The organism is Parabacteroides sp. PF5-6 (assembly GCF_029504695.1).
Lineage (GTDB): Bacteria > Bacteroidota > Bacteroidia > Bacteroidales > Tannerellaceae > QVMG01.
This window is the reverse complement of sequence record NZ_JAQFIN010000008.1, coordinates 76445-100805: the sequence shown is the minus strand read 5'-3', so window position 1 is coordinate 100805 and position 24361 is coordinate 76445. Positions and strand designations below refer to the sequence as shown.

12 protein-coding genes are annotated in these 24361 nt (G+C 53.0%); 10 read left to right on the top strand and 2 right to left on the bottom strand.

Going from position 1 to position 24361, the window contains the following annotated elements; genetic code table 11:
* Positions 1-7: 7 nt before the first annotated feature.
* From M2133_RS10835 to M2133_RS10810, 6 genes are all read left to right on the top strand, one after another.
* Entirely contained in the window at positions 8-3025 is a 3018-nt protein-coding gene (locus M2133_RS10835; protein ID WP_277466145.1) for a choice-of-anchor Q domain-containing protein, read from the top strand.
* Positions 3026-3781: 756 nt separating this feature from the next.
* A complete protein-coding gene (locus tag M2133_RS10830) occupies positions 3782-4375 on the top strand; it encodes an ORF6N domain-containing protein (RefSeq protein WP_277466144.1) in 594 nt (197 codons plus the stop codon).
* A 625-nt stretch (positions 4376-5000) separates the two neighbouring features.
* Positions 5001-8300 (top strand): SusC/RagA family TonB-linked outer membrane protein, encoded by a 3300-nt coding sequence (locus M2133_RS10825; protein ID WP_277466143.1) that lies wholly within the window; start codon positions 5001-5003, stop codon positions 8298-8300.
* Between the two features lie 14 nt (positions 8301-8314).
* A complete protein-coding gene (locus M2133_RS10820; RefSeq protein ID WP_277466142.1) occupies positions 8315-9904 on the top strand; it encodes a SusD/RagB family nutrient-binding outer membrane lipoprotein in 1590 nt (529 codons plus the stop codon).
* 386 nt (positions 9905-10290) lie between these two features.
* On the top strand, positions 10291-13266 hold the full coding sequence (locus tag M2133_RS10815) for a TonB-dependent receptor (RefSeq protein ID WP_277466141.1): 2976 nt from the start codon (positions 10291-10293) through the stop codon (positions 13264-13266).
* A gap of 19 nt (positions 13267-13285) precedes the next feature.
* Positions 13286-14842, top strand: a complete 1557-nt coding sequence (locus M2133_RS10810; RefSeq protein WP_277466140.1) for a RagB/SusD family nutrient uptake outer membrane protein — start codon at positions 13286-13288, stop codon at positions 14840-14842.
* Between the two features lie 84 nt (positions 14843-14926).
* Here the strand turns inward: M2133_RS10810 and M2133_RS10805 are convergent, their stop codons facing one another.
* Both M2133_RS10805 and M2133_RS10800 read right to left on the bottom strand, forming a co-directional pair.
* The gene (locus M2133_RS10805; RefSeq protein WP_277466139.1) at positions 14927-15466 is read right to left on the bottom strand and encodes a DUF4468 domain-containing protein; all 540 of its coding nucleotides are present in this window, start codon (positions 15464-15466) and stop codon (positions 14927-14929) included.
* Between the two features lie 2 nt (positions 15467-15468).
* Positions 15469-16473, bottom strand: coding sequence for a DUF4468 domain-containing protein (locus tag M2133_RS10800; protein WP_277466138.1), 1005 nt, complete (start codon positions 16471-16473; stop codon positions 15469-15471).
* Between the two features lie 208 nt (positions 16474-16681).
* Between M2133_RS10800 and secDF the strand changes: the two genes are divergently transcribed.
* The 4 genes from secDF (at position 16682) to hutI (ending at position 24361) form a co-directional block, all read left to right on the top strand.
* On the top strand, positions 16682-19708 hold the full coding sequence (secDF, locus tag M2133_RS10795) for a protein translocase subunit SecDF (RefSeq protein WP_277466137.1): 3027 nt from the start codon (positions 16682-16684) through the stop codon (positions 19706-19708).
* Between the two features lie 335 nt (positions 19709-20043).
* A complete protein-coding gene (locus M2133_RS10790; protein WP_277466136.1) occupies positions 20044-22053 on the top strand; it encodes a urocanate hydratase in 2010 nt (669 codons plus the stop codon).
* Positions 22054-22086: 33 nt separating this feature from the next.
* On the top strand, positions 22087-22992 hold the full coding sequence (gene ftcD, locus M2133_RS10785) for a glutamate formimidoyltransferase (RefSeq protein ID WP_277466135.1): 906 nt from the start codon (positions 22087-22089) through the stop codon (positions 22990-22992).
* A gap of 112 nt (positions 22993-23104) precedes the next feature.
* Entirely contained in the window at positions 23105-24361 is a 1257-nt protein-coding gene (hutI, locus tag M2133_RS10780; protein ID WP_277466134.1) for an imidazolonepropionase, read from the top strand.

Genomic DNA, 24361 nt, shown 5'->3' with positions numbered 1-24361 from the left:
AAGACGTATGACACAGAAACTACACCTTATCCTGACCCTATGCCTCCTGGGCCTAACCCTTAGTCTGCCCGCTTTCGCTGCCCCGGCGGCGGATGTGATTTATGTGAAACATAATGCTACGGGCACCCCCCAAAATGGTAAAACCTGGGAGACAGCCTATACGGATTTAGCCGAGGTGCTCAACAACCTCGCCGCCGATGCCGCCCCCGTCGAGATCTGGGTGGCTACGGGCACGTATAAACCAACAGATGGCACCGACCGCTACGCCACCTTTACAATCCCCACAGGCATCACCGTCTATGGCGGCTTTGCCGGAACGGAAACCTCACTCGACGCCCGCGACTGGACAACGAACCCCACCACCCTCTCGGGGGATATCAATCCCACCACTGACGACGATTGCTACCATGTGGTACACCTTACCGGCGGCACGCTCGATGGGTTTTATATCACGGGGGCAAATGCCGGGCGCTCCTCCACCCAAGGCGCCGGAGTCTGGGCCGAAGGCGGTACGCTACGGAATAATACGATCTACGGCAATTCAGCCGGCGGCGGCTCCGGCGGCGGAGTCTATGCCGGAGGCGGCACCATCCTGACGGGCAATACGATCTACGACAATGAAGCCGCCCAAGGCGGCGGAGTCTATGCCCTCGGCGGCGCCACCCTGACGGGCAATACGATCTACGGCAATGAAGCCGCCCTCGGCGGCGGAGTCTATGCCCTCGGCGGCGCCACCCTGACGGGTAATACAATCTACGCTAATACCGCCAGCTACGGCGGCGGAGTCTTTATCTACAACGGCACCCCCACCCTAACCCACAATATCCTCTGGGCAAATACAGCCGAATACGAAGGTGCTAATCTGAGCATTAACAATGGCACCACCCCCGCTATAACCTATAACCTGATTGGGGATGATGAAGATAAGTTGTCCACCTACAAAACGAACGGCAACCTGATCGGCACCACCAAAGCTATCAACCCCCGCTTTGTAAAGATCGATACCCAGAGCGATCCGAAAGTGTACGACTTCCGCCTCACCCCTTATAGCCCCTGTATCGGTACCGGCAGACCCCTGGATGACGGCACCCCTACCGATATGGGCGCTTACCCCTACCAGGCCAAGGCCGATGAAAACGGTATCGTCTATGTGATCTCTGCCGATGCCGTCGATACCGATACGGAAGACTATGCCGGCGACGGCTCCTCCTGGGCCAACGGCACAAACCTGTCGGAAGCCCTCCGCTATGCCGCCGATCCCGACAATGAAGTCTCCCAGATCTGGGTGGCCAAAGGCAGCTACATCCCAAAATACAAACTCGACAACGGCCAACCCCTCTCCGAGCGCGACCGCACCTTTGTGATCCCGCCGGGTGTCAAGGTCTATGGCGGCTTTGCCGGAACGGGAACCTCACTCAACGCCCGCGACTGGGTAACGAACGTCACGATCCTCTCGGGGGAGATTGGCGATCCTGACGATAACACCGACAACTGCTACCACGTGGTGGTTATGGCGTTGCAGCTTGCTGATGTCGATGTCAAAGCTGATGTCGAAGCTGAGACCGCCACCCTCGACGGCTTTAGCGTTACCGGGGGAATGGCAGATGCGAATAATAGTATATTGGTGAACGGAACCGCTATCTCCCGGAATATCGGCGGCGGAGTCTTAGCCTACACCGCCATCCTGACCAACAATACGATCTCTGGCAATACAGCCGGATACGGCGCTGGTGTCTTCGCCTCAGGCACCACCCTAAGCAATAATACAATCTACGACAATACAGCCACCACCAACGGCGGCGGAGTCTATGCCAACTCCGCCATCCTGACCAACAATACGATCTACGGCAATACAGCCGACGAAGCCAACGGCGGCGGAGTCTATTCCATCGACGGCGCCACCCTAAATAATAATATCCTCTGGGGAAATGAGGTTGGGAATGCTGAAGGTGCTAAGGATCTATACGTTAAAAGCTATAGCACCGCCTCCGGCTCCCATAACCTGATCGGCTTCCTGCCCGAGAGGGGAGGTAAATATACGGGCACAGACGACCTGATCGGTGAAGATATCGACCCGCTCTTTGTCGATGCCACTAACGGCGACTTCCGCCTGCAGGAAGGTAGCCCCTTGGTCGACGCGGGAGATAACGCGGCTTATGGATCTACCTATCCCACCACCGACGCCGCCGGTAACCCCCGCTTCAAAGGTGCCCGGATCGATATCGGTGCCTATGAATATCAATCGGCCGACGACCTCACCTACCACCCCCTTACCCTCGAAGTGGCGCCGGGTATCCTCCTCTACGGCATCAGCGCCGGTGAGCATCTGGTGAGCGATCATCTCTTCCTGCAGTTCCTGCCCGAAGATCCGGCACTGGGGCCGGAGGATCTTATGCTGGTGATCGATGGCGTAGACACACCTTTTACCGTGCCGGCCGGCGGAGCGTACTACGGCTATATCCTGCCGATCACCGCCGAACATACGATCCTGATCGCCCAACGGCGCTACAATGTGATCCTGACCCCCACCGAAGGAGTGACCTACACCCCTGCCGCCGGTACCCACTCCGTGCCCTATGGCGAAGCGTTTAGCTTTGCCCTTACGGGTGACTTCGATCCGGCATTGATCCAGGTCTATGCCAACGACCAGGAGATAAGCCCAAACAACAGCCCCCAAAGCCCCACCAACCTCCCCCAAGGGGAGGCGCTGCGAAGCGAAGCGCTTCGGGTGGGGGCTTCCCTTTCCTACACCATCGACCGTGTCACCGGGCCGGTCACTGTCACCCTCGAAGGCTATACCACGTCGAATGCCTCGCTGACGCATGGCATTCGCCTGGCAATTGACAATGGACAATTGACAATTGACAATGAAATGGCTAACGCCGTCGACGTGGCGGTCTACAGCGTCACCGGCCAAAACGTGGCGCAGCTTCGTGGACTTCGGGGTTCGAAAACAGTGGCTTTGGCCGCGGGTGTCTATTTCGTTCGGGCAGGGTCACAAACGTGGAAAGTGGTGGTTAATTGATAATGATTAATGATTAATGGTTAATTGTTAATTGTTAATTTTTAATTGAGAAAGGGCCAGGGTAGACTTAGCGATAATACGCAGGGGGCTATCCTGGCTCTTCTTCCCATTTTTTCCCATTTGAAGATTTGCGATATCAGTATCCTGGCTCGGGGTTGACCCCAAAGTATAAGATATACTATCTCTGTGTCCTCGCCTGGTCAGGCGAGGGGGACCATCGCTTGCGATGGTGGAGTGGTTGTTTACACACATACCGTACTGAAGTACAGATTCTTGACAGAAAAGACAACCACCCCACCGCTGCAAGCAGCGGTCCCCCCCGCCTGACCAGGCGGGGACACTTAGTTCGTATATCTGATACTTTTGAGTCAACCCCGGGGACCACGGCTTGCCGTGGTGGAGCAGTTTGATCTTCTGACAAATGATAAACACCTATCTCATACAAAATTAGGATAAGGATCAAACTGCTCCACCACCGGCTCCGCCGGCGATCCCCCTCTTCTTATCCAAGAAGAGGAGCCAAGATAGTCCACTTGCTATTACCCTGTACCTTCAAATTTTCTTCCATTCCCCGCTTCGCGCCTACTAACTACCAACTACCCACTACTAACTCCCGAAGAAAATCTCCCGATTTTCTTCTCCCTCCCCCCTCTTGAACTTCAACCCGTGCGCATACCCTTATGGAAAAACAAGCCAAATGGCTTGGTTATTAGACTTTTATTCCCTATCTTTAGCCCCACGCAAACGATAAGAACTATGAAACCGCTATTGACCGGCTCCGGCTACTCTTCCATTCAACAGCAGATCTATGAGATCCGCAATCAGCGGGTGATGCTTGATTTTGATCTGGCGGCGATCTATCAGGTGGAAACCCGAACATTGAAGCAGGCCGTCAGACGTAACCTCGACCGTTTCCCCGATGACTTCATGTTTAGATTGTCGAAAGAAGAAGCAAACAGACTGATACACATAGGGGTATCACAAAATGTGATACCTGCCGGATACAATCCCGGTGGGGCAGAGATCTTTGCTTTTTCGGAGCTCGGCGTAGCGATGCTGTCCAGTGTGTTGCGGAGCGGAACGGCTATAAAAATGAATATCTCCATTATGCGTGCCTTTGTCGCCGTGCGTCAACAGCTGACGACCCCGCCGGTCGATCGATACACCGAGCTACAGGCCGACCTTACGGCACTCAAAACCTATATCGAAGAAGTCTTTACCGACTACAATGATATCAACGAAGACACCCGGATACAACTCGAGCTGATCAACGAATCCCTCGCCGAGCTACAGGCCGATCGGAAGCTTACCAGTACCCCTCGGCGCCCGATAGGCTACACGACTCGCTAATCTATGGCGTTGATACTCACTACGCGCGCTTTCTAATCTTCACATCTCCTTCCATTCCCCGCTCCGCGCCTGAGGTTCCTAAAGCTGGGGCTGACCCAAAAGTATAAGATATACTGTCTCTGTGTCCTCGCCTGGTCAGGCGAGGGGGACCATCGCTTGCGATGGTGGAGTGGTTGTTTACACACATACCGTACTGAAGTACAGATTCTTGACAGAAAAGACAACCACCCCACCGCTGCAAGCAGCGGTCCCCCCCGCCTGACCAGGCGGGGACACTTAGTTCGTATATCTGATACTTTTGAGTCAACCCCGGGGACCGCTGCTTGCAGCGGTGGAGTGGTTGTTCCTATTTAGGAATTTATTGGTATATAGCCACCTTACAAAGACAACCTCTCCACCACCGCAAGCGGCGGTCCCCCTCTCCTGTCCAGGAGAGGAGCTTAGATACTACTGGTTAATATGCAAAACCTGACTCATAGCAGATCATTTAATCAGCAAAATCAGAGTTCAGAAATCTTCAAATAGTATTCGATTTGAATTTCTTTCCGAAGAAAATCTTTACCGGTTCAAACGGTGGCGGCAAGAGAAAAAATGTTATTTTTGTCCATGAAAAGACCTGTTACGGATGAGGAGAAACGCCGCCATAGTTGTACTGACGATTTGTCTGGCCTTTGTGTTTAATGCTGTTCATGCTCAAAAGGCATCGTTGACGATCAGCGTTTATAACCGGCCGGTTTCGGAGATCCTGGAGATGATCGAGAAGCAGACCTCTTTTTTGTTTGTGTATGATGCCCAACGGGTGGATGTGAGTTACCGGTTTACCCTGCATGTGCAGGAGAAGAGCCTGTTTGATGTCTTGCACTATTTGTTTTCGGATACGCATATCACGTTTACGGTGATCAATAAGCAGATTATCCTCAGCCGCAAGGAGACGGTCGAGCCCGATCGGCAGGCGATTGTGTTGGGAACGGTCACCGACGACCAGGGCATTCCGGTGATCGGCGCCAATATCGTGATCCGGGGCACCTCCCTGGGTACGACTACGGATGTGTTGGGCAATTTCAAATTGAAGGTGCCGCTCGACTCTACCTTACAGATCTCTTATATCGGATACCATCCGCAGCAACTGCTCTATACGGGGCAACAGGTGTTGAAGATCACATTGATCGAAGATATCTGGAACCTCGACGAGATCGTGGTCACCGCCTTGGGTATCCGCAAGCGGGAGGCTTCGCTGACGTATGCTTCGCAGGCGTTGACCGGCGTGGATATCGCGCGGGTGCGGTCGCAGCACCTGATGAACAGCCTGAGTGGCAAGATCACGGGGGTACAGATCAACCGCAGCTCGGCGGGTCTGGGTGGCTCGGCCCGGGTGATTATCCGCGGCAGCCGGTCGATCAACGGGAACAATCAGCCCCTGTACGTGATCGACGGGGTGCCGACGCTCAATACGAGCAACGAGCAGGCCAACTCCGCCATCGGGGGCACGGCCAATGCCGCCAACCGCGACGGGGGCGATGGCATCTCGAACCTCAACCCCGACGATATCGAGAATATGACGATCCTCAAAGGCGCTTCGGCCTCGGCGCTCTACGGCTCGCAGGCTGCCAACGGGGTGATCCTGATCACGACCAAGAGCGGGAAGGCTGGGGTGAAACGGGTGGAGTACTCCTCGAACCTGTTGATCGACCGGGTGACCCATCTGCCGGCGTTTCAAAACGACTATGGCCGGGCGGAGGGATCGACCCATAGCTGGGGCGACCGGCGCGAGGGACCGGCGTCGGATAACCTGAAAGACTTTTTCCAGACCGGCATAAGCGCCCACAACGCCCTCTCTTTCTCTTCCGGCAATGAGAAGATGCAAGCGTACTTCTCGTATGCCAACCAAACGATCCGCGGCATTATCGACGACAGCCATATCAAGAAGCATAATATCACGTTCCGCGAGAAGACGACCCTGTTCGACGACCGCCTGTCGCTGGACGGCAGTGTGAACCTGGTCGTGCAAAACACGAAAAACAAACCGACCTCGGGCGGGATCTATATGAATCCGTTGTATGGCCTGTACACCTTCCCGCGCGGCGTCGATCTCTCGCCTTACAAGAAACAATACGAGGTGTTCGATCCGGAACGGAATATGGGGGTGCAAAACTGGTTTACCGAGATCAACGACTACGATCAGAATCCCTACTGGCTCACCCACCGGATGCAGAGCAACGATAAGCGCTTCCGTGTCATCGGCTCGCTTACGGCGGCGATCAAGGTGAACGATCACCTGGTCGTGCAGGCCCGCGGCAGTATCGACCATATCGATGACGCGTTCCAGCAGAAGATCTACGCCAGCACCTCGCCGGGCATCGCGGGCACCAACGGGCGTTATATCGACTACAACTACCAGGAGACGCTGATCTACGGCGATATCATGGCTACCTGGAACCGGTCGTGGGGCGATTTCGATCTGCAGGCGGTGGTGGGGTCGACGCTCTCGGACAACCGGGTCTCTTCCTTGCGGTTGGACTCGAAGACCGCCTCTTTGTATTATCCGAATGTCTTTACGATCGCCAATATCCAGATGTCGAGCAGCGCGTTTATCGACGAGCGCAACGACGACCGGCGGCAGCTTCAGTCGGTCTTTGCCACGTTCCTGGCGGGCTACAAAGAGAAGATCTATCTGGATGTCTCGGCGCGCAACGACTGGTCGTCGACCCTGGCGTTTACCCAAAGCCGCAAGACCGGTTATTTCTATCCCTCCGTGGGGCTGGCCTGGATCATGCATCATACGTTCGACCTGCCCGAATGGGTCTCGTTCGGCAAGCTGCGCGCCTCGTGGAGCCAGGTGGGTAATGATATCCCTTTGTTTGTGAGCACCACCGTATCGCATATCGGGGCGGGCGGCTCTTTGTTGCCCAGCGATATCGCTCCTTTCGGCGACCTGAAGCCGGAGATGAGCTCCTCGGTGGAGGTGGGCACGGAGTGGCGGTTGCTGGCCAACCGGCTGTCGTTTGATTTCACCTTTTACCAGACCAATACCCGCAACCAGTTGTTTACCTTGCCTTCGTCGGCCGGGGCGACCCATAAGTATTACGCGGTGAACGCGGGCAATATCCGCAACCGGGGGCTGGAGATCTCGCTGAGCGGCAGCCCGGTGGTGACGAACCGGTTCGTGTGGCGGTCGGCCTTGAACTATTCGAAGAACACAAACCGGGTCAAGGCCTTGCATAAAGATCTACCGGCGTTTGTCTATGGCGATGAGGGTTTCTCGTCGAGCTACTCCATGCGCCTGGTCGAAGGCGGATCGTTCGGAGATATCTATGGGAAAGCTTTCGACCGCGACCCGGTGAATGGGGAGATCAAATACGGGAGCGACGGCATACCGGTGGTGATCGGCGACGGGAATACGATCCGGGTGGGCAACTGCAATCCGGACTTCCTGTTGGGCTGGCATAATGTGTTTTCGTACCGCGATTTCTCTTTCAGCTTCTTGTTGGACGGCCGCTTCGGCGGGAGTATGTTGTCGCAGACCCAGGCGGTCCTCGATCAGAAAGGGGTATCGAAGCGTACGGGTGAGGCTCGCCTGAAAGGCTATGTCGAGCTCGAAGGGCGTAAGATCGAACAGGTGAAAGACTTCTTCGAGCAGATCGGCGGACGGAGCGGTGCGACGGAATACTATATGTACGACGCGACCCATATCCGCTTGCGGGAGCTCTCGATCGGGTACAGCCTGCCCAAGAAGTGGATGGAGAAAACAAAGTACCTGCAGCAGGTACAAATCGCGCTGATCGGGCGTAACCTCTTTTTTCTGTACAAAGACGCGCCGTTCGATCCGGATGTGGTCTTGTCGACAGAGAATAACAACCAGGGGATCGAGGTGTTCGGCATGCCTTCTACCCGGAGTATGGGATTGAATCTGAAAGTCACACTCTAAACACATTGAACGAGATGAAAAGATTATGGGTGGTGGTTTCCGCGGTGGTGCTGGGTGGTCTCTTCCCGGCTTGTACCGGCAAGTTCGAGGAGTATAATAGCGATAAGACCGGCTTTACCAATGAGCAGCAGGAATATGATTTCAACAAATACGGCATCCCGTTGCAGGTCGTGCAGCAAGGGATCTACTTCAACCACGACTGGGGCGGAGGCAAGAACTGGCCGTTTCAGGTGATCCAAAACCTGAACGCGGATATGTTCTCGGGGTATATGCATAGCTACAACCCTTTTGTGGCGGGGTTGAGCAATACGGTGTACAACCTGAACGACGGCTGGAACGGTACCGCCTGGGAATATACCTACGGCTATATCCTGACGGAGGTGAAGAAGGCTGAAGACTTGAACCGGGAAGACCTGCCGGCGTTCTACGCGGTGACGAAGATCCTGAAGGTCGAACTGATGCACCGCATAACCGATTATTACGGGCCGATCATCTACACCACGTTTGGCGAATCGATCACCGGCACGGAGCCCGACTCGCAGCAAGAGGCCTATTACGCGTTCTTCGCCGACCTGGACGAGGCCATCCGCCTGCTGCAGGACTATGCGGCGGAGGATGGCTTTGCCAAATTTGATATCCTGATGCACGAAGACAAACGCAACTACCGGCAATGGATGAAGTTTGCCAACTCCTTGCGCCTGCGCCTGGCCCTGCGCATCTCTATGGCCGATCCGGCTAAGGCACGGCAGGAAGCCCTCAAAGCGTATCAATCCGGCCAGGGCGGTTTCCTCGAAGAGGAGAACGACCGGGTGGCCGTCTCTACCGTAGGCACCGGCTATTCCAACCCGCTGGGCGAGATCAATAAGGCGTGGAAAGAAGCTTCGATGAACGCTTCGATGGAATCGATCCTGACGGGTTATGGCGATCCCCGCATCTCCCGCTTTTTCGAACCGGCCACGGGCGAAGGTTATGCCGGTGAGTACCGGGGCATCCGGCAAGGCACAGGCTTTAATCATACCAAGTATATCAACCATTCGCGGTTGACCATCAAGCAGAGTACGGAGGCGGTATTGATGACCGCCGCCGAGGTCTGGTTCCTGCGCGCGGAGGCGGCCCTGCGCGGCTGGTCGACCGAAGGGGTGGAGAGCTGCTACCGCAAAGGCGTGGAGTCGTCGTTCATCCAATGGGGCGTAGGCGATGTGGCGGAGTATCTGGCGAATGAGAATACCGCCGCCGACTATATCGATACCTTTACACCGGAATACAATATCAAAGCCCGCTGCCGGGTCTCCCCCCGTTGGGACGCGACAGCTTCGGCGGAAGAACAACTGGAACGGATCATCACCCAGAAATGGATCGCCATGTTTCCCGAAGGCTGCGAAGCCTGGGCCGAACAACGGCGTACGGGCTATCCGCGCCTCTTCCCCGTGATGATCAATAAAAGCGAAGGAACCATCGATAGCGAAATCATGATCCGCCGCCTGAACTTCCCCGTCGGCATCAAAACATCCAACCCCACCCAGTACGACACCCTCTGCCGCAAGCTGGGCGGCCCCGATCACGGCGGTACCCGCCTGTGGTGGGATACCGGACGGAATTTTTAGGGAAGAATCCACCCGCCCCTTCCGCGAATGTCTAAATTAATAGACCGATTTAAGTAGACAGAGGGGTTTCGGTTTTGTTCTGTTCTCGGCGTGTTTCAGGCAGAAGAAATAGATTTTCGAAAAGAAATGAAACTAAACGTTGTAGATTCGGAATAATTATTTACCTTTGCGATGACGTGATTATCGGTCGTTTTTTGTTAACTAAAAGAAGATTGAATCTAATAATGAGTAAAATAAAGTCATTGTAGTTTTTCCTTGATAGATAACGTTTTACTGCGTTGAGGCGGCGAAGCCGTCGAGATGGAGTGAAACGCTGGTGTATAAGCTATAGTGAATAATCCTTTTGTGAATTGTTTAATTTATTTGTAACCTTAAATGTTATTGTTATGCAAAGAAAGAAAATGTTTTCTTCTTTCAGGCACTGTAGATTAGCTCTACTTACGGTGCTGATGTCTTTTAGCATTGCAGCTGCCCACGCGCAATCGGGCACTGTTGTCGGAAAAATCCTCGACGAACTGGGTGAGCCCATCATTGGGGCGAATGTAATGGAGAAGGGTACGACCAATGGTACCGTTACGAATCTCGACGGAGATTTCTCTCTGAATGTGAGCAATACGCAACGCGCGGTATTGCAGATCTCTTTTATCGGGTATAACACCGTAGAAGAAGCTTTGCGCGGACGCGGTACGATCAGCGTCACGCTGGAGCCTTCGGTGGTGAACCTGGGTGAGGTAGTGGCTATCGGTTACGGTACGCAAACCCGGCGCGAGATCACCGGATCCATTGCTAACGTATCCGAAGAAGATTTCAACAAAGGGATTACCCGCGACGCTTCCGACCTGTTGCAAGGTAAGGTAGCCGGTTTGGTGATTACCTCCGGTTCGGGTGATGTATCCCGCGAGAGCCAGATCCGTCTGCGTGGTACCTCCACGTTGCAGAACGATATGGGTCCGCTGGTGGTTATCGACGGTATCCCCGGTGGGGAAATGTCGTCGGTTGCTCCGAACGATATCGAATCGATCTCGGTATTGAAAGATGCTTCTTCGGCAGCGATCTACGGGTCGCGTGGTGCCGGTGGGGTTATCCTGATCACTACCAAGAGAGGTTCAGGCTCACGCACGCAGATCAACTACAACGGGTATGTGTCTGCCGACGTGATGGCCAACAAACCTAAACTGATGGATGCTTCCAAATGGCGCGAGTATGCTAAAGCTTCGGGACAAGACTATGCGGTTTACGATCAGTATGGCGCCGATACCGACTGGTTCGACGAACTGACGCGTACGGGTATTTCCCAGAACCATGGATTGTCGATGTCGGGTGGTACGTCGAAGAGTAACTACCGGGCTTCTTATAACTTCCTGGATCGTACGGGTATCATGCGCGACAACGACATGACACGCCATAGCTTCCGCTTCCAGTTCCAACAGCGCGCGATCAACGACCGCCTGCGTATTGGTTTGACCGGATCGGCTACGATCACCGAAATGAACCTGCCTCGCGGACAAAACTTCGTATTGGCTTACAGTATGCTTCCGGTTTATCCGGTATTCAATGCTGACGGCAGCTACTTTACGAAGGTGAACTCGGAATACGACCAGGGTAACCCGGTGCAGAACCAGGACCTGAACCAGGATGTGCGTAACAACGTATTCTTCTATGGTGCCGGTGATATCCAATTCGAAATCCTGCAGGGATTATTGATCAAATCTACTTTGTACACCCACCGCGCTTCGAATGAAAGAGGCCAGTTCAATAACTCCGCAACGGAACAGGGACAAGGCGATTCCGGTTGGGCAAGAAAGACCAGTAACTCTAACAACCGTAACCTGATGGAATGGATGTTGGATTACAATACCGAATTCGGTGCTGAAGGCAAACATAAACTCAACGCGATGCTGGGTTATTCTTGGGAAGAAAACGTAAGCACCAGTTTCTATGCCACCAACCGTGGCTTCCTGGTGAACGACCTTTCGTACAACAGCTTGCAGTCGGGAACAGGTCTGAAGACCGGCGACGTGAACTCCAGCAAGAACATGAACCGTATGATCTCTACCTTCGCCCGCGCGCACTATAGCTTTGATGAACGCTATATGGTGACGGCAACGGTTCGTCGCGACGGTTCGTCCAAGTTCGGTAAGAACCACAAATGGGGGACGTTCCCCTCTGTTTCTGCCGCATGGGGTATCTCTCAGGAAAGCTTTATGAAGGATATTACCTGGATCAACGACCTGAAACTGCGTGCCGGTTACGGTGTTACCGGTAACCAGAACGGTTTGGGAGCGTACAAGAGCTTGGAACTTTACGGGGAATACGGCGTGTATTACGATAGCGGCTCCTGGCTGACCTCTTACCGGATCAACCAGAACGCGAACCCTGACCTGAAATGGGAATCTACGGCGATGTTGAATATCGGTTTGGACTTCTCTTTATTCAAAGGCCGCGTTGGGGGTACGATCGAATGGTACGACAAGAAAACCTCGGATATGCTTTACCGCTACCAGGTGCCGACTCCTCCGTACGTGTACGACCGTATGATGGCCAACGTAGGGGATATGAGCAATAAAGGGATTGAATTGTTATTGAATATCGACGTGGTACGTAACAAGACTTTCAGTTATAATACCTCTATCAACCTGTCGCACAACAAGAACAAGATCACTAAATTGTCGAACGACGTGTACACAACCGATGAGTTGTACGTGGGTGACCCCTGGTTGCGTGGTGGTTCGGGTGTAATCTCTCACATCGTGAAAGAAGGTTATCCGGTAGGTACGTTCTATCTGTTGGAATGTAACGAGATTGTAGATGGTAAATATGTGATTATCGACCAAAATGAAGATGGCAAGATTACGGACGACGACCGTAAGATCGTAGGCAACGCGCAACCCGACCTGACTTTCGGCTGGAACAACAACCTGCGCTGGAACAATTTCGATATGAGCCTCTTCTTCCGCGGAACGATCGGTAACAAGGTGTTCAATAACCCGCGTGCGGCTTATGCGAACAATACGTATCTGATCGGTACCAACGCGTTGGATGATCCATTAACGTATACGATGAAGGAATCTTCCCGTATTTGTTCATACTATCTGGAAGACGCTTCTCATATCCGTCTGGATAATATGTCTATCGGTTATACATTCAATACGAAGAATATCGGTTGGTTGGACAAGGCTCGCATCTATGTGGCCGGACAGAACCTGTTCGTGATTACGGGCTATAAAGGGACTGACCCTGAAGTGGAATTGTATAGAGGTGCAGCTACGGACGACGACGCCGGACTTTCTCCGGGTATCGAGAACCGTCAGTTCTTCCCCAAATCCCGTTCCTTTACTTTTGGTGTTAACTTAACTTTCTAAATTCAAAAACAGATATATTATGAAAAAGAAATCTATCATATCGCTTATTCTTGGCGCGTGTGTATTGCTCTCTTTGCCATCCTGTTTCAATCTGGATGAGGAGGTCTATGGCACCATCCCGGCGGATAACTTCGGGAAAAACGAAGGGGAGATCAACGCGATTATCGGGCCGGTGTACAACACACTAAAGAAATATTACAACAACTTCCAGTATGTATCCGACCTGGGCGGTGAGATGTCAATCGTGCCGACCCGTCGTGGAGGTGACTGGTGGGACGGTGGACGCTACCGTGAGATGCACTTCCAGAACTGGACGAATGTGACCGGTGTTTTGGTGAGTGGATGGAATGCGGCTACTCAGTCGGTCTCTTCCTGTAACCTGGTGTATGAAACGATCAACAATTCAGAAAGCTTGACACCGGAAGCCAAAGCCAGTGCATTGGCGGAAATCCGGGGTGTGCGTGCTTTCTGGATCTACGCGCTTTGCGAATACTGGGGGAATGTACCTTTGGTGGTCGACTTTAAGGATACCGACCTTCCGACTAACAAACCACGCCAGGAAGTGTACAACTGGCTGGTAAAGGAACTCAATGAGATCAAAGACTTGTGCCGTTCGGATGTGTCTGCGGCAAGTTATGGTAAATTCACTAAGGGAGCAGCTTATACATTGTTGGCTAAGATTTATCTCAACGCGGAAGCTTGGGGTGTAGACTCCGGTAAATGGCAACAGGCAGCCGACGCTTGCGACGTGGTCATGGGATTGGATTATGTTCTGGAACCGAACTGGAAAACCAATTTCCAGGTGCATAACGAATCGTCCAAAGAAGCGATCCTGGCTGCTTGTTATAGCGCGCAAGATACGCAAGACCGTCACCAGATGCACTACCGTACGTTGCACTACAAAGACAATATCGCTTTGGGCGGTACCTGGTCGTCTTGGAACGGTACCTGTGCTTTGCCCGACTACGTGAAACGTTTCGATACCGAAGACCCGCGTTACCATGGTTCATTCCTGTTGGGTGAGATGATCGACCCGGCTACCGGACAAGTATTGATCACCGCTCACGACCGTCCGTTGATCCATACGGTTGATGTAACGATTATTCCGGGTACCGAGCGCGACGGAACCGTTTGGGGTGACGTGCAGCAGGAAGATGGTGGACGTTGCAACAAGTGGGATTACGACAAAGCGACCTTGAACGCGATGGAGAACGACTTCCATATCTTCCGCCTGGCCGACGTGTACCTGATGAAAGCCGAAGCTTTGGTGCGCATGGGTAAAGACCTGGGTGAAGCGACCCGTTTGGTGAATGCCGTTCGCGAGCGTGGTTATGGCCATTCCGGCAAGAACTACGACAGTGTAGACCTTGAAAAGATACAGTTGGAACGTAAGTTTGAGTTTGCCTGGGAATGTCATGCTCACCAGGATGATATCCGCTTCGGCACCTTCTGGGATGCCCGTTGGCTGAAAGAAAGTACGAAAGGTAAGGATTACCTGGCGATCTATCCGGTGCCGTTGGCTGCCTGGCAGACCAATCAGAATCTGAAACAGAATCCGGGATATCCGTCCTTCTAATCCATTCTCAATTCTTAATAGACAAACAAAGCCTGCTTCCCCGTTGGGAGGCAGGCTTTTATTGTTTTGTATCGCACTGTGGGTTTATCTTTTTTTGGTCGCGTCGAAGATTTCGCCCAGGAGCTTCTCGGCGAAGTCGTGCGTGGCTTCGCAGAATAGGCGCGGATCCTGGATGAGGGCTACCGTATTTCCTTTCCCTTCGTTGAGGATCACATTCTCTGCCGGGTAGGTCTTGACGCGTTTGTCGTTGTATGGATCGTATTGATAAACGATATCCGTCATCTCGGCGGTATAACGCTTGTCGTAGCAGCAGATCCGCAGGCGGAACTTGACAAAGGTCTTCTCGGTCTCACTCAGCAGCAGCTCCACCTTGGAGCTGACCAGGATCGTTCCCCGGTTCTTGTTGGCGGAGACGTTGGAGAAGAAGATATCCGTTCCGTACGCGTTCGTTGCCCATTTGCTGATCGACTCGAACAGGCGGTCTTTGGTGTACGTGGCGGCTTCCACCTCGTCATTGTAACAGATCTTTCCGTTTTTGACCGGCGAGCAGGTTGTTTTCCCCTGGCCCTGGGCTGCCAGCCAGGCCGGCAGCAACAGACATAATAAAAAGATTCGATGTTTCATCGCTATTTGATCCAGATGTGTAAGATCTCTCCGAGTAGGGTTTTCTCCGTTCCGTCGGTCGTTTCACCCTGTTTGTTGCATTCGATGATCATCCAGGGGCTCTGGCTGTCTTCTTTGGTGAAAGCGATCGTGAACTTGTCTTTGATCTGCCGGTAGACCGGGCTGGACTCCTGCATACTGATCGTTGCCACGTCCTTGCCGAACATCGTACTGAGGCCTTTCCAGGTGGCGTTCTTTTCGACCGGCGCTTTCGTGTCGCCGGCGGTGATCCGCATCGGCGAATCGGGCAGCATCATCCGGATGGCCTGGGGTACCTTGTCTGCTTCGAAAGCCATATAGCCCTCTTTCGCCTCGGCGGGCTGAACGATACTCAGGGGTGTCTCGGCGATCTCCCGCACGGTCGGCGCCACAGCCGGCGGCGGAGTCACCGCGGTGATGACCGGCGTCTGTCGGCCCGTAAGCTGGTCGATCTCGCTGAATACCTGGTCTACGAAGTCGACCGTCGCTTTGCGGAATTTGCCGTTGATCCGGTTCAGTTTGTTTTTCTTTGTCAAGGCGTATTTATCCGTGATCACCTCTTCGGCCACCAGCCGTTGGGTTTCTCGCTCGTAGCTTACGTTGTACTTATAGCTGATATGGGTGATTTGAATGGTTGCCGTGTTTCCTTTCGTCTGCACAACCAGGTGATAAGACATCTCCGACGTATCCAATGAGAGGGCGTTACTGGCGAAGATCAGCTTCTCTGTCCCGGTCACGGCGAATTCACTCTTTTCTTTGTCGGCATAGGCTACCCGGTTGTTCTCCTCCTTGAACCGGCTTTCGGCCCACGCCAATAGTTTGTCGTACCATTGGCTTTGCGAAAGCGAAGGATCGGTCACTTCTTTGGTGAATACCACTTTGCCTTCTTCCACCGGAACCGCGCCGGGGAGGTAGCGTTCATCTTCTTCCTGTGCAATCAGGATGGAAGGAATCCACAGCATTCCTAATAACAATAATTGCTTCATCATACGCTCTACTCATTTAATTGTTCGTGTCTTATCTTGCATCCTATCTTCTGCAAAGATATACAAATGCTTGGGGAAATAAACTAATGGTGAGATAAATAATTGAGGGAATTGCGTTTTGAGAAAGAAAAAAACTCTATATTTGCACCCTGTGAAAAAACGAGTTATCACAATTAAGATAAATAATTAAATAACATAAATGTAAGTTCAAATGCAAAACAAAGGATTTGTAAAGGTCTTCGCTGTATTGCTTACGCTTGTTTGTGTCTTTTATCTGTCGTTCTCTTTTGTGACCAGATATTATAACAATCAAGCGGTTAAGTATGCTGCTGGAGATCCTGCTTTAGAGAGTCAGTATATCGACTCCTTATCTACTCAGAAGGTATGGCTGGGCTATACGTTGAAGCAATGCCGTGAGATGGAGATTTCTTTAGGTCTTGACCTGAAAGGCGGTATGAATGTGGTACTGGAATTGAATGTGCCGGACGTGATGCGTTCGCTTTCGAACAACAATCAGGACCCGAAGTTCAACCAGGCGTTAGAAAATGCCTATACCCGTCAGGCCACCAGCAACCGGGATTATATCGATTTGTTCGCAGAGGAATATAAGAAGTTAGACGAAGGGGCTCGCCTGTCGGCTATCTTCAGTACGTTCGAATTGAAAGAGAAGATCACTCCGCAAAGCACGGACGCACAGGTGATTGCCGTTTTGAAAGAAGAACTGAAAAGTGCTATTGATAACTCGTTCAACGTATTGCGTACGCGTATCGACCGCTTCGGGGTCGTTTCGCCTAACATCCAACGTTTGGAGACTGCCGGCCGTATCCTGGTCGAGCTGCCGGGCGTGAAAGAACCGGAACGTGTGCGTAAGCTGTTGCAAGGAAGTGCCAACCTGGAGTTCTGGGAAACTTATCGTTTGCCGGAGATCTATCAGCAGTTGGTGGCTGTCGATAACTTATTGGCTACCCTGAAGAATACGGAATCTGCCGGTGCCACGTCATCTGCCGAGACTACCGAGTCGGCTGCTGCTGCCGCAACGGATGCTCCGGCTGCCGAAGGCGAAGCTGCTCCGGCTGAAACGGATGAGGCCGACGAACTCTTGTCGCAGCTTCAGCAGAACCAGGACGAAGCGCAAGCCGATTTGTCGATGGAAGAATTTGCCAAACAACACCCGTTCTTTGCCCTGTTGCAGTTGAACCAGTACAACGGTCAGTTGACTAACGGTTCGGCTATCGGTATCGCTCACGCGAACGACCGGGCGAAGATCGATGAATACCTGGCGATGCGTCAGGTAAAAGATATTTTGCCGCGTAACCTCTCGTTGAAGTGGGGCGTTAAGGCAATCGACGAGAAAGAACAGTATTACGAACTGTATGCCCTGAAGATCACTAACCGCGACGGCTCGCCTGCCTTGGGTGGCGACGTGGTGACGGATGCGGTGGCCGACTTCCAGCAAACCGGTGGCCGGACGGAACAGATCGTAAGCATGGCCATGAACGCCGAAGGTGCCAAAGCCTGGGCGCGTCTGACCAAAGAGAATATCGGTAAGCAGATCGCCATCGTATTGGACGAGTTGGTATATTCCGCTCCGAACGTAAACGATGAGATTACCGGTGGACGTTCGCAGATCTCCGGTCACTTCACTCCGGAAGAGGCGAAGGACTTAGCCAACGTATTGAAATCGGGTAAGATGGCCGCTTCGATCCATATCGTACAGGAAGACGTAGTGGGTCCGTCTCTCGGACAGGAAGCAATCAACGCCGGTGCGATCTCGTTCGCGATAGCGTTGGTACTGTTGATGCTTTATATGTGTGCTTTCTACGGAATCCTTCCGGGTTTGATCGTCGACGGTGCCTTGTTATTGAATATCTTCTTCACATTTGGTGTCTTGGCTTCGTTCCAGGCCGTACTGACTTTGCCGGGTATTGCCGGTATGGTGTTGACCTTGGGTATGGCTGTCGACGCGAATGTGTTGGTTTACGAACGTACAAAAGAAGAATTACGTGCCGGTAAGTCACTGGGCAAAGCCATCTCGGATGGTTATAAGAACGCCTTCTCGGCGATCTTTGATGCCAACCTGACTACGGTTATTACGGGGGTTGTATTGTTCTACTTCGGAACCGGACCGATCCGTGGGTTTGCTACGACTTTGATCATTGGTCTGGTGGCTTCGTTCCTGACAGCCGTGTTCCTGACCCGTATCGTTTACGAAGCATTGATTAAGAAAGATAAACTGAAGAACCTGACGTTCACCACTTCACTTTCGAAAGACCTATTGGTCAACCCGAAGATCAACTTCCTGGGTATGCGCAAGGTGGGTTATCTGATCCCCATGGTGATTATCGTCCTGGGTGCCATCTCTATGGCAACGATCGGATTGAACAACGGGATCGACTTTACGGGTGGACGTAACTACATCGTTCGCTTCGATCAATCGGTAAGTACCGAAGAGGTGCGCGACCTGTTGGACGAACAACTGGAAGGTGCCGTAAGTGTGATCACTATCGGTAGCGCCGACCAGGTACGTATCTCGACCAACTACCGTATCGCCGAGAACGATCCGGCAGTCGACGATGATATCGACAACCGCCTGTACACCGGCTTGAAGTCGCTCTTGCCGGCCGACGTCACCAAAGACGCGTTTATCACCAGCTATATCCAGAGCTCACAAAAGGTGGGTCCGAGCATGGCCGACGATATCAAGAACGCGGCCATCCTGGCGGTTATCTTCGCGATGATCTGTATGGCCTTGTATATCCTGGTGCGTTTCCGCGACATCGCGTTCTCTGTCGGTACGTTTGTTTCCGTAGCCGTGACTACGTTCTGTATCATCGCGTTCTATAGTATGTTGTGGAAGATCCTTCCGTTCTCTATGGAGATCGACCAGACCTTTATCGCGGCGATCCTGACGGTAATCGGGTACTCGATCAATGATACCGTGGTGGTATTCGACCGTATCCGTGAGACGATCGGCTTGTATCCGAAGCGCGATCGCTACCAGGTGATCAACGACTCGTTGAACTCTACCCTGTCGCGTACGTTCAATACGACCTTCAGTACGCTGTTGGTGGTCTTGTGTATCTTCCTGTTGGGCGGTAGCACGATCCGTAGCTTTACCTTCGCGATCCTCCTGGGGGTTGTGGTCGGTACCTACTCTACGCTCTTCGTGGCCACTCCGATCGCTTACGAAATCCAGAAGCGTAAGATCAACAAGAAAGCGGAAGCTGAAAAGAAATAACAACGAATAAAAAATAAGAAGGGCCGGAAGTGTTATACTCCCGGCCTTTCTTTTTGCCCGCCGGGCAGATTAAATGGTTTGAGGTACCTCTAAATCATTTTTGACGTACCTCAAAACAGATTATGAGGTACCTCAAAATCATTTTTGACGTACCTCAAAACTGAAATATCCGGCGGACTCCTTGATGACTCTGGCTCCTTGACTGCCTGACTCCTCTGACTCCTGTTTATAAAGGCCGAAGTATTTACAATATGCTTCTAAACATTCGGCGTTTCTTGGTTGTCAGGCGTAAAAAGACTAACTTGCGCACCGTTTTAAATGATAAAACTAACAAAATGAATCTAAACAGCGCCATTCCGGAGTCTTTGTTCGACTTTCCGGACTATCCTGAATTTGTTCCGGGCATTCGTCGTGCGCCGGACCGGGGATATACGTTGACCCCCGCCCAGACCGAGGTCGCCCTCAAGAATGCTCTTCGTTATATTCCGCCTGCATTGCACAAAAAATTAGCTCCCGAGTTTATGGAGGAATTGCGTACGCGCGGACGTATCTACGGGTATCGCTATCGCCCGGCGGGTGATCTGAAAGCCCGGCCGATCGATCAGTACAAAGGAAACTGTATCGAAGGGAAAGCTTTCCAGGTGATGATCGATAATAACTTATGCTTTGATATAGCCCTCTATCCTTACGAGTTGGTGACCTATGGCGAGACGGGACAGGTGTGCCAGAACTGGATGCAATACCGGTTGATCATGCATTACCTGGAGCAACTGACGCAAGATCAGACATTGGTGATCGAATCCGGACATCCGTTGGGTCTGTTTAAATCCAAACCCGAAGCGCCCCGGGTGATTATCACCAATTCGATGATGATCGGTATGTTCGACAACCAGAAAGACTGGCACGTGGCAGCACAGATGGGCGTAGCCAACTACGGACAGATGACCGCCGGGGGCTGGATGTATATCGGGCCGCAAGGCATTGTGCACGGCACGTTCAATACGTTGCTGAATGCCGGGCGTAAGAAACTCGCGATTCCCCAGGATCAAGACCTGCGGGGTTACCTCTTTGTGTCGTCCGGCTTGGGTGGCATGAGTGGGGCTCAACCCAAAGCGGCAGTGATCGCCGGTGCCGCGTCGATCGTGGCCGAAGTAGACTATTCCCGGATCCAAACGCGCTACGCCCAGGGATGGGTTGAACATGTAACCGATCAAATGCCCGAAGCTTTCCGCCTGGCGGAAGAAGCGATAGCGGCAAAGCAACCGGTATCCATTGCTTATCATGGGAATATCGTCGATCTCCTCGAATATGCGGAGCAACACCAGAAAACGATACACCTGTTGAGCGACCAGACTTCCTGCCATGCCGTGTACGAAGGCGGTTATTGCCCGGTCGGATATACTTTTGAAGAGCGCACAGCCTTGTTGGCCGGCGATCGCGACACCTTCTGCAAAGCTGTCGACGCGACCCTGATCCGTCACTACGAGGTGATCCGGAAGCTGGTGAACAAAGGCACGTACTTCTTCGATTATGGCAATTCGTTTATGAAGGCCATCTATGACGCAGGCGTGCAAGCGATCTCGCGCAACGGCATCGACGATAAAGACGGTTTTATCTGGCCTTCGTATGTGGAAGATATTATGGGACCGGAATTGTTCGATTACGGTTATGGTCCTTTCCGCTGGGTTTGCCTTAGCGGACGCCATGAAGATCTGATCCTCACCGACCGGGCAGCCATGGATTGCATCGATCCGGACCGACGCGGACAAGACCGCGACAACTACAACTGGATCCGCGACGCGGAAAAGAACCAACTGGTGGTCGGCACCCAGGCACGTATCCTCTATCAGGATGCCGAAGGGCGCATGAATATCGCGTTGCGCTTCAATGAGATGGTGCGCAACGGCGAAGTGGGCCCGATCATGCTGGGTCGCGACCATCACGACGTGAGTGGCACCGATTCGCCTTTCCGGGAAACGGCAAATATATACGACGGCAGCAATGTGATGGCCGATATGGCTGTGCAATGCTTTGCCGGCAACGCGGCGCGGGGCATGAGTCTGATCGCTTTGCACAACGGCGGCGGCGTCGGTATCGGCAAATCGATCAATGGCGGCTTCGGCATGGTGTTGGACGGTAGCCAGCGGGTGGATGAGATCCTTCGCTCGGCGATGCTGTGGGATGTGATGGGCGGTGTAGCCCGCCGTTCCTGGGCGCGCAATGCCAACGCGATGGAAACCAGCGCCCTCTTCAACGCCAACTACCCGGCCGATTACCATATCACCCTGCCTTACCTGGCAGACGATGCCTTGATCAAAGAAACAGTTAAATCAGTTGAAAATTGAAAGTTTCAACTTTCAACTATAAATATAAATAACATGAGCACTTGGAGTAAAATAATGGAATGCGTCCCCAATTTCAGCGAAGGACGCGATCGGGATAAGATAGAAAAGATCGTTTCTCCTTTCCGCGGGAAGGCAGGCGTGAAGCTGTTGGACTACAGCAACGACGAAGATCATAACCGCCTGGTGGTAACTACCGTCGGCGAACCGGAAGCCTTGAAGGCCGCGGTGATCGAAGCCATTGGTATTGCGGTTGAACTGATCGACCTGACACAGCATAGTGGGCAACACCCGCGTATGGGAGCGGTCGATGTGGTTCCTTTCATTCCCATCCGGGGATGTACGATGGAAGAGGCAATTGCCCTGTCGAAAGAAGTAGGCAAGGAAGTGGCCGAACGCTACAACCTGCCGGTCTTCTTGTACGAGAAATCGGCTTCGGCGCCCCACCGCGAGAACCTGGCCGCCGTGCGCAAAGGTGAATTCGAAGGCATGGCCGAGAAGATCCGCCAACCCGAATGGGCGCCCGACTTCGGCCCGGCCGAACGTCATGCCACTGCCGGAACGGTTGCCATCGGCGCCCGTATGCCGCTTGTTGCTTATAATGTAAACCTGGGAACTGATAAGTTGGAGATCGCTTCCGATATCGCCAAAAAGATCCGTTTCATCGGCGGAGGCCTGCGCTATTGCAAGGCGATGGGCGTGGAACTGACCGATCGCGGCATCACGCAGGTATCGATCAATATGACCGACTTCAGTAAGACCGCCATCTATCGCGCTTTCGAACTCGTCAAGATCGAAGCCCGTCGCTACGGCGTGCCCGTAGTCGGCAGTGAGATCGTCGGCCTCGTTCCGATGGAAGCCTTGATCGACTGTGCCTCTTACTATCTCGGCTTGGAGAACTTCTCGTTGGATCAGGTATTAGAGTATAAACTAAATGGCTAAAAGAGTATAAGGCGCTTAAGGAGTTTAAGGGGAGTAAGGGGTCTAAGGTAAAGCCTTTCCCTCCCTTAATCCCCTTAAACCCCTTAGACCCCTTAAACCCCTTACCCCCTTTATGAAAGAAGGCAAATTATTAATAAGAAACATCTCCCAACTCGTCACCTGCTCCGGCTTTGCGGCTAAGAAAGGCAGGGAAATGTCCGACTTGGGCATTATCGAAGACGGGGCGGTGGCTATCGATAACGGCCGGATCACCCATGTGGGCCCGACCGAAGAAGTCGTTAGTCAGCTGGAAGATTATTACCCCGAGATCGATGCCCGCGGCAAAGCGTTACTGCCCGGTTTCGTCGACAGTCATACGCATTTTGTCTTCGGCGGCTACCGGGAAGAGGAATTCTCCTGGCGCCTGCGGGGCGATAGTTATATGTCGATCATGGAACGCGGCGGCGGAATCGTCAATACGATGAAGGCCACCCGCGGCAGTAGCTTCGATGCACTCTATGCCGCTGCCCGTCCCCGCCTGGATGAGTTTCTGCAGATGGGCGTCACCACCGTAGAAGGCAAGAGCGGTTATGGCTTAGACCTGGAAACGGAAGCCCTGCAACTGCAAGTGATGGCGGCCTTGCGCAAAGACCATCCGATCGATATCGTCTCGACCTACCTCGGGCCGCATGCCGTGCCTCCCGAGTTTGCCGGACGGACGGATGCGTTTATCGACTTCCTGATCCGCGAGGCCCTGCCGAATATCCATCCCGACTGGCAAGTGAGCTTCTGTGATATCTTCTGTGAGAAAGGGGTGTTCTCGATCGAGCAGAGCGAACGCTTCCTGCAGGCGGCACGCGAACAGGGTTTTGCCTTGAAACTGCATGCCGATGAGATCGTTCCCCTGGGTGGAGCCGAACTGGCGGCACGCCTCAAAGCCACCAGCGCCGATCACCTCTTGCACGCTTCGGATGAAGGCATCCGGCAGATGGCGGAGAACGATGTCGTGGCTACCTTATTGCCACTGACCGCTTTCTCCCTGAAAGAACCGTATGCCCGCGGACGGGAGATGATCGATGCCGGATGCGCTGTCGCATTGGCTTCCGACCTCAATCCGGGCAGTTGCTTCTCTTCATCGATCCCGATGTTGATCGCCATTGCCTGTATCTATATGAAATTATCACCCGAAGAGACCGTAACGGCATTGACCCTCAACGGGGCCGCTGCCTTGGGACGCGCCGACCGGATCGGCAGTATCGACGTAGGCAAACAAGCCGATATGATCCTGTTGCAATACCCGTCGTACAAGTTCCTGCCCTATCACTTCGGCATGAACATCGTCGACACAGTCATCAAGCGAGGGGAAGTCCTCTCTTCAATTAATCATTAA

Coding starts and splice junctions, on each gene's coding strand:
- M2133_RS10835 (WP_277466145.1), top strand. CDS start 8: ATGACACAGAAACTACACCTTATCCTGACCCTATGCCTCCTGGGCCTA.
- M2133_RS10830 (WP_277466144.1), top strand. CDS start 3,782: ATGAAACCGCTATTGACCGGCTCCGGCTACTCTTCCATTCAACAGCAG.
- M2133_RS10825 (WP_277466143.1), top strand. CDS start 5,001: ATGAGGAGAAACGCCGCCATAGTTGTACTGACGATTTGTCTGGCCTTT.
- M2133_RS10820 (WP_277466142.1), top strand. CDS start 8,315: ATGAAAAGATTATGGGTGGTGGTTTCCGCGGTGGTGCTGGGTGGTCTC.
- M2133_RS10815 (WP_277466141.1), top strand. CDS start 10,291: ATGCAAAGAAAGAAAATGTTTTCTTCTTTCAGGCACTGTAGATTAGCT.
- M2133_RS10810 (WP_277466140.1), top strand. CDS start 13,286: ATGAAAAAGAAATCTATCATATCGCTTATTCTTGGCGCGTGTGTATTG.
- M2133_RS10805 (WP_277466139.1), bottom strand. CDS start 15,466: ATGAAACATCGAATCTTTTTATTATGTCTGTTGCTGCCGGCCTGGCTG.
- M2133_RS10800 (WP_277466138.1), bottom strand. CDS start 16,473: ATGATGAAGCAATTATTGTTATTAGGAATGCTGTGGATTCCTTCCATC.
- secDF (WP_277466137.1), top strand. CDS start 16,682: ATGCAAAACAAAGGATTTGTAAAGGTCTTCGCTGTATTGCTTACGCTT.
- M2133_RS10790 (WP_277466136.1), top strand. CDS start 20,044: ATGAATCTAAACAGCGCCATTCCGGAGTCTTTGTTCGACTTTCCGGAC.
- ftcD (WP_277466135.1), top strand. CDS start 22,087: ATGAGCACTTGGAGTAAAATAATGGAATGCGTCCCCAATTTCAGCGAA.
- hutI (WP_277466134.1), top strand. CDS start 23,105: ATGAAAGAAGGCAAATTATTAATAAGAAACATCTCCCAACTCGTCACC.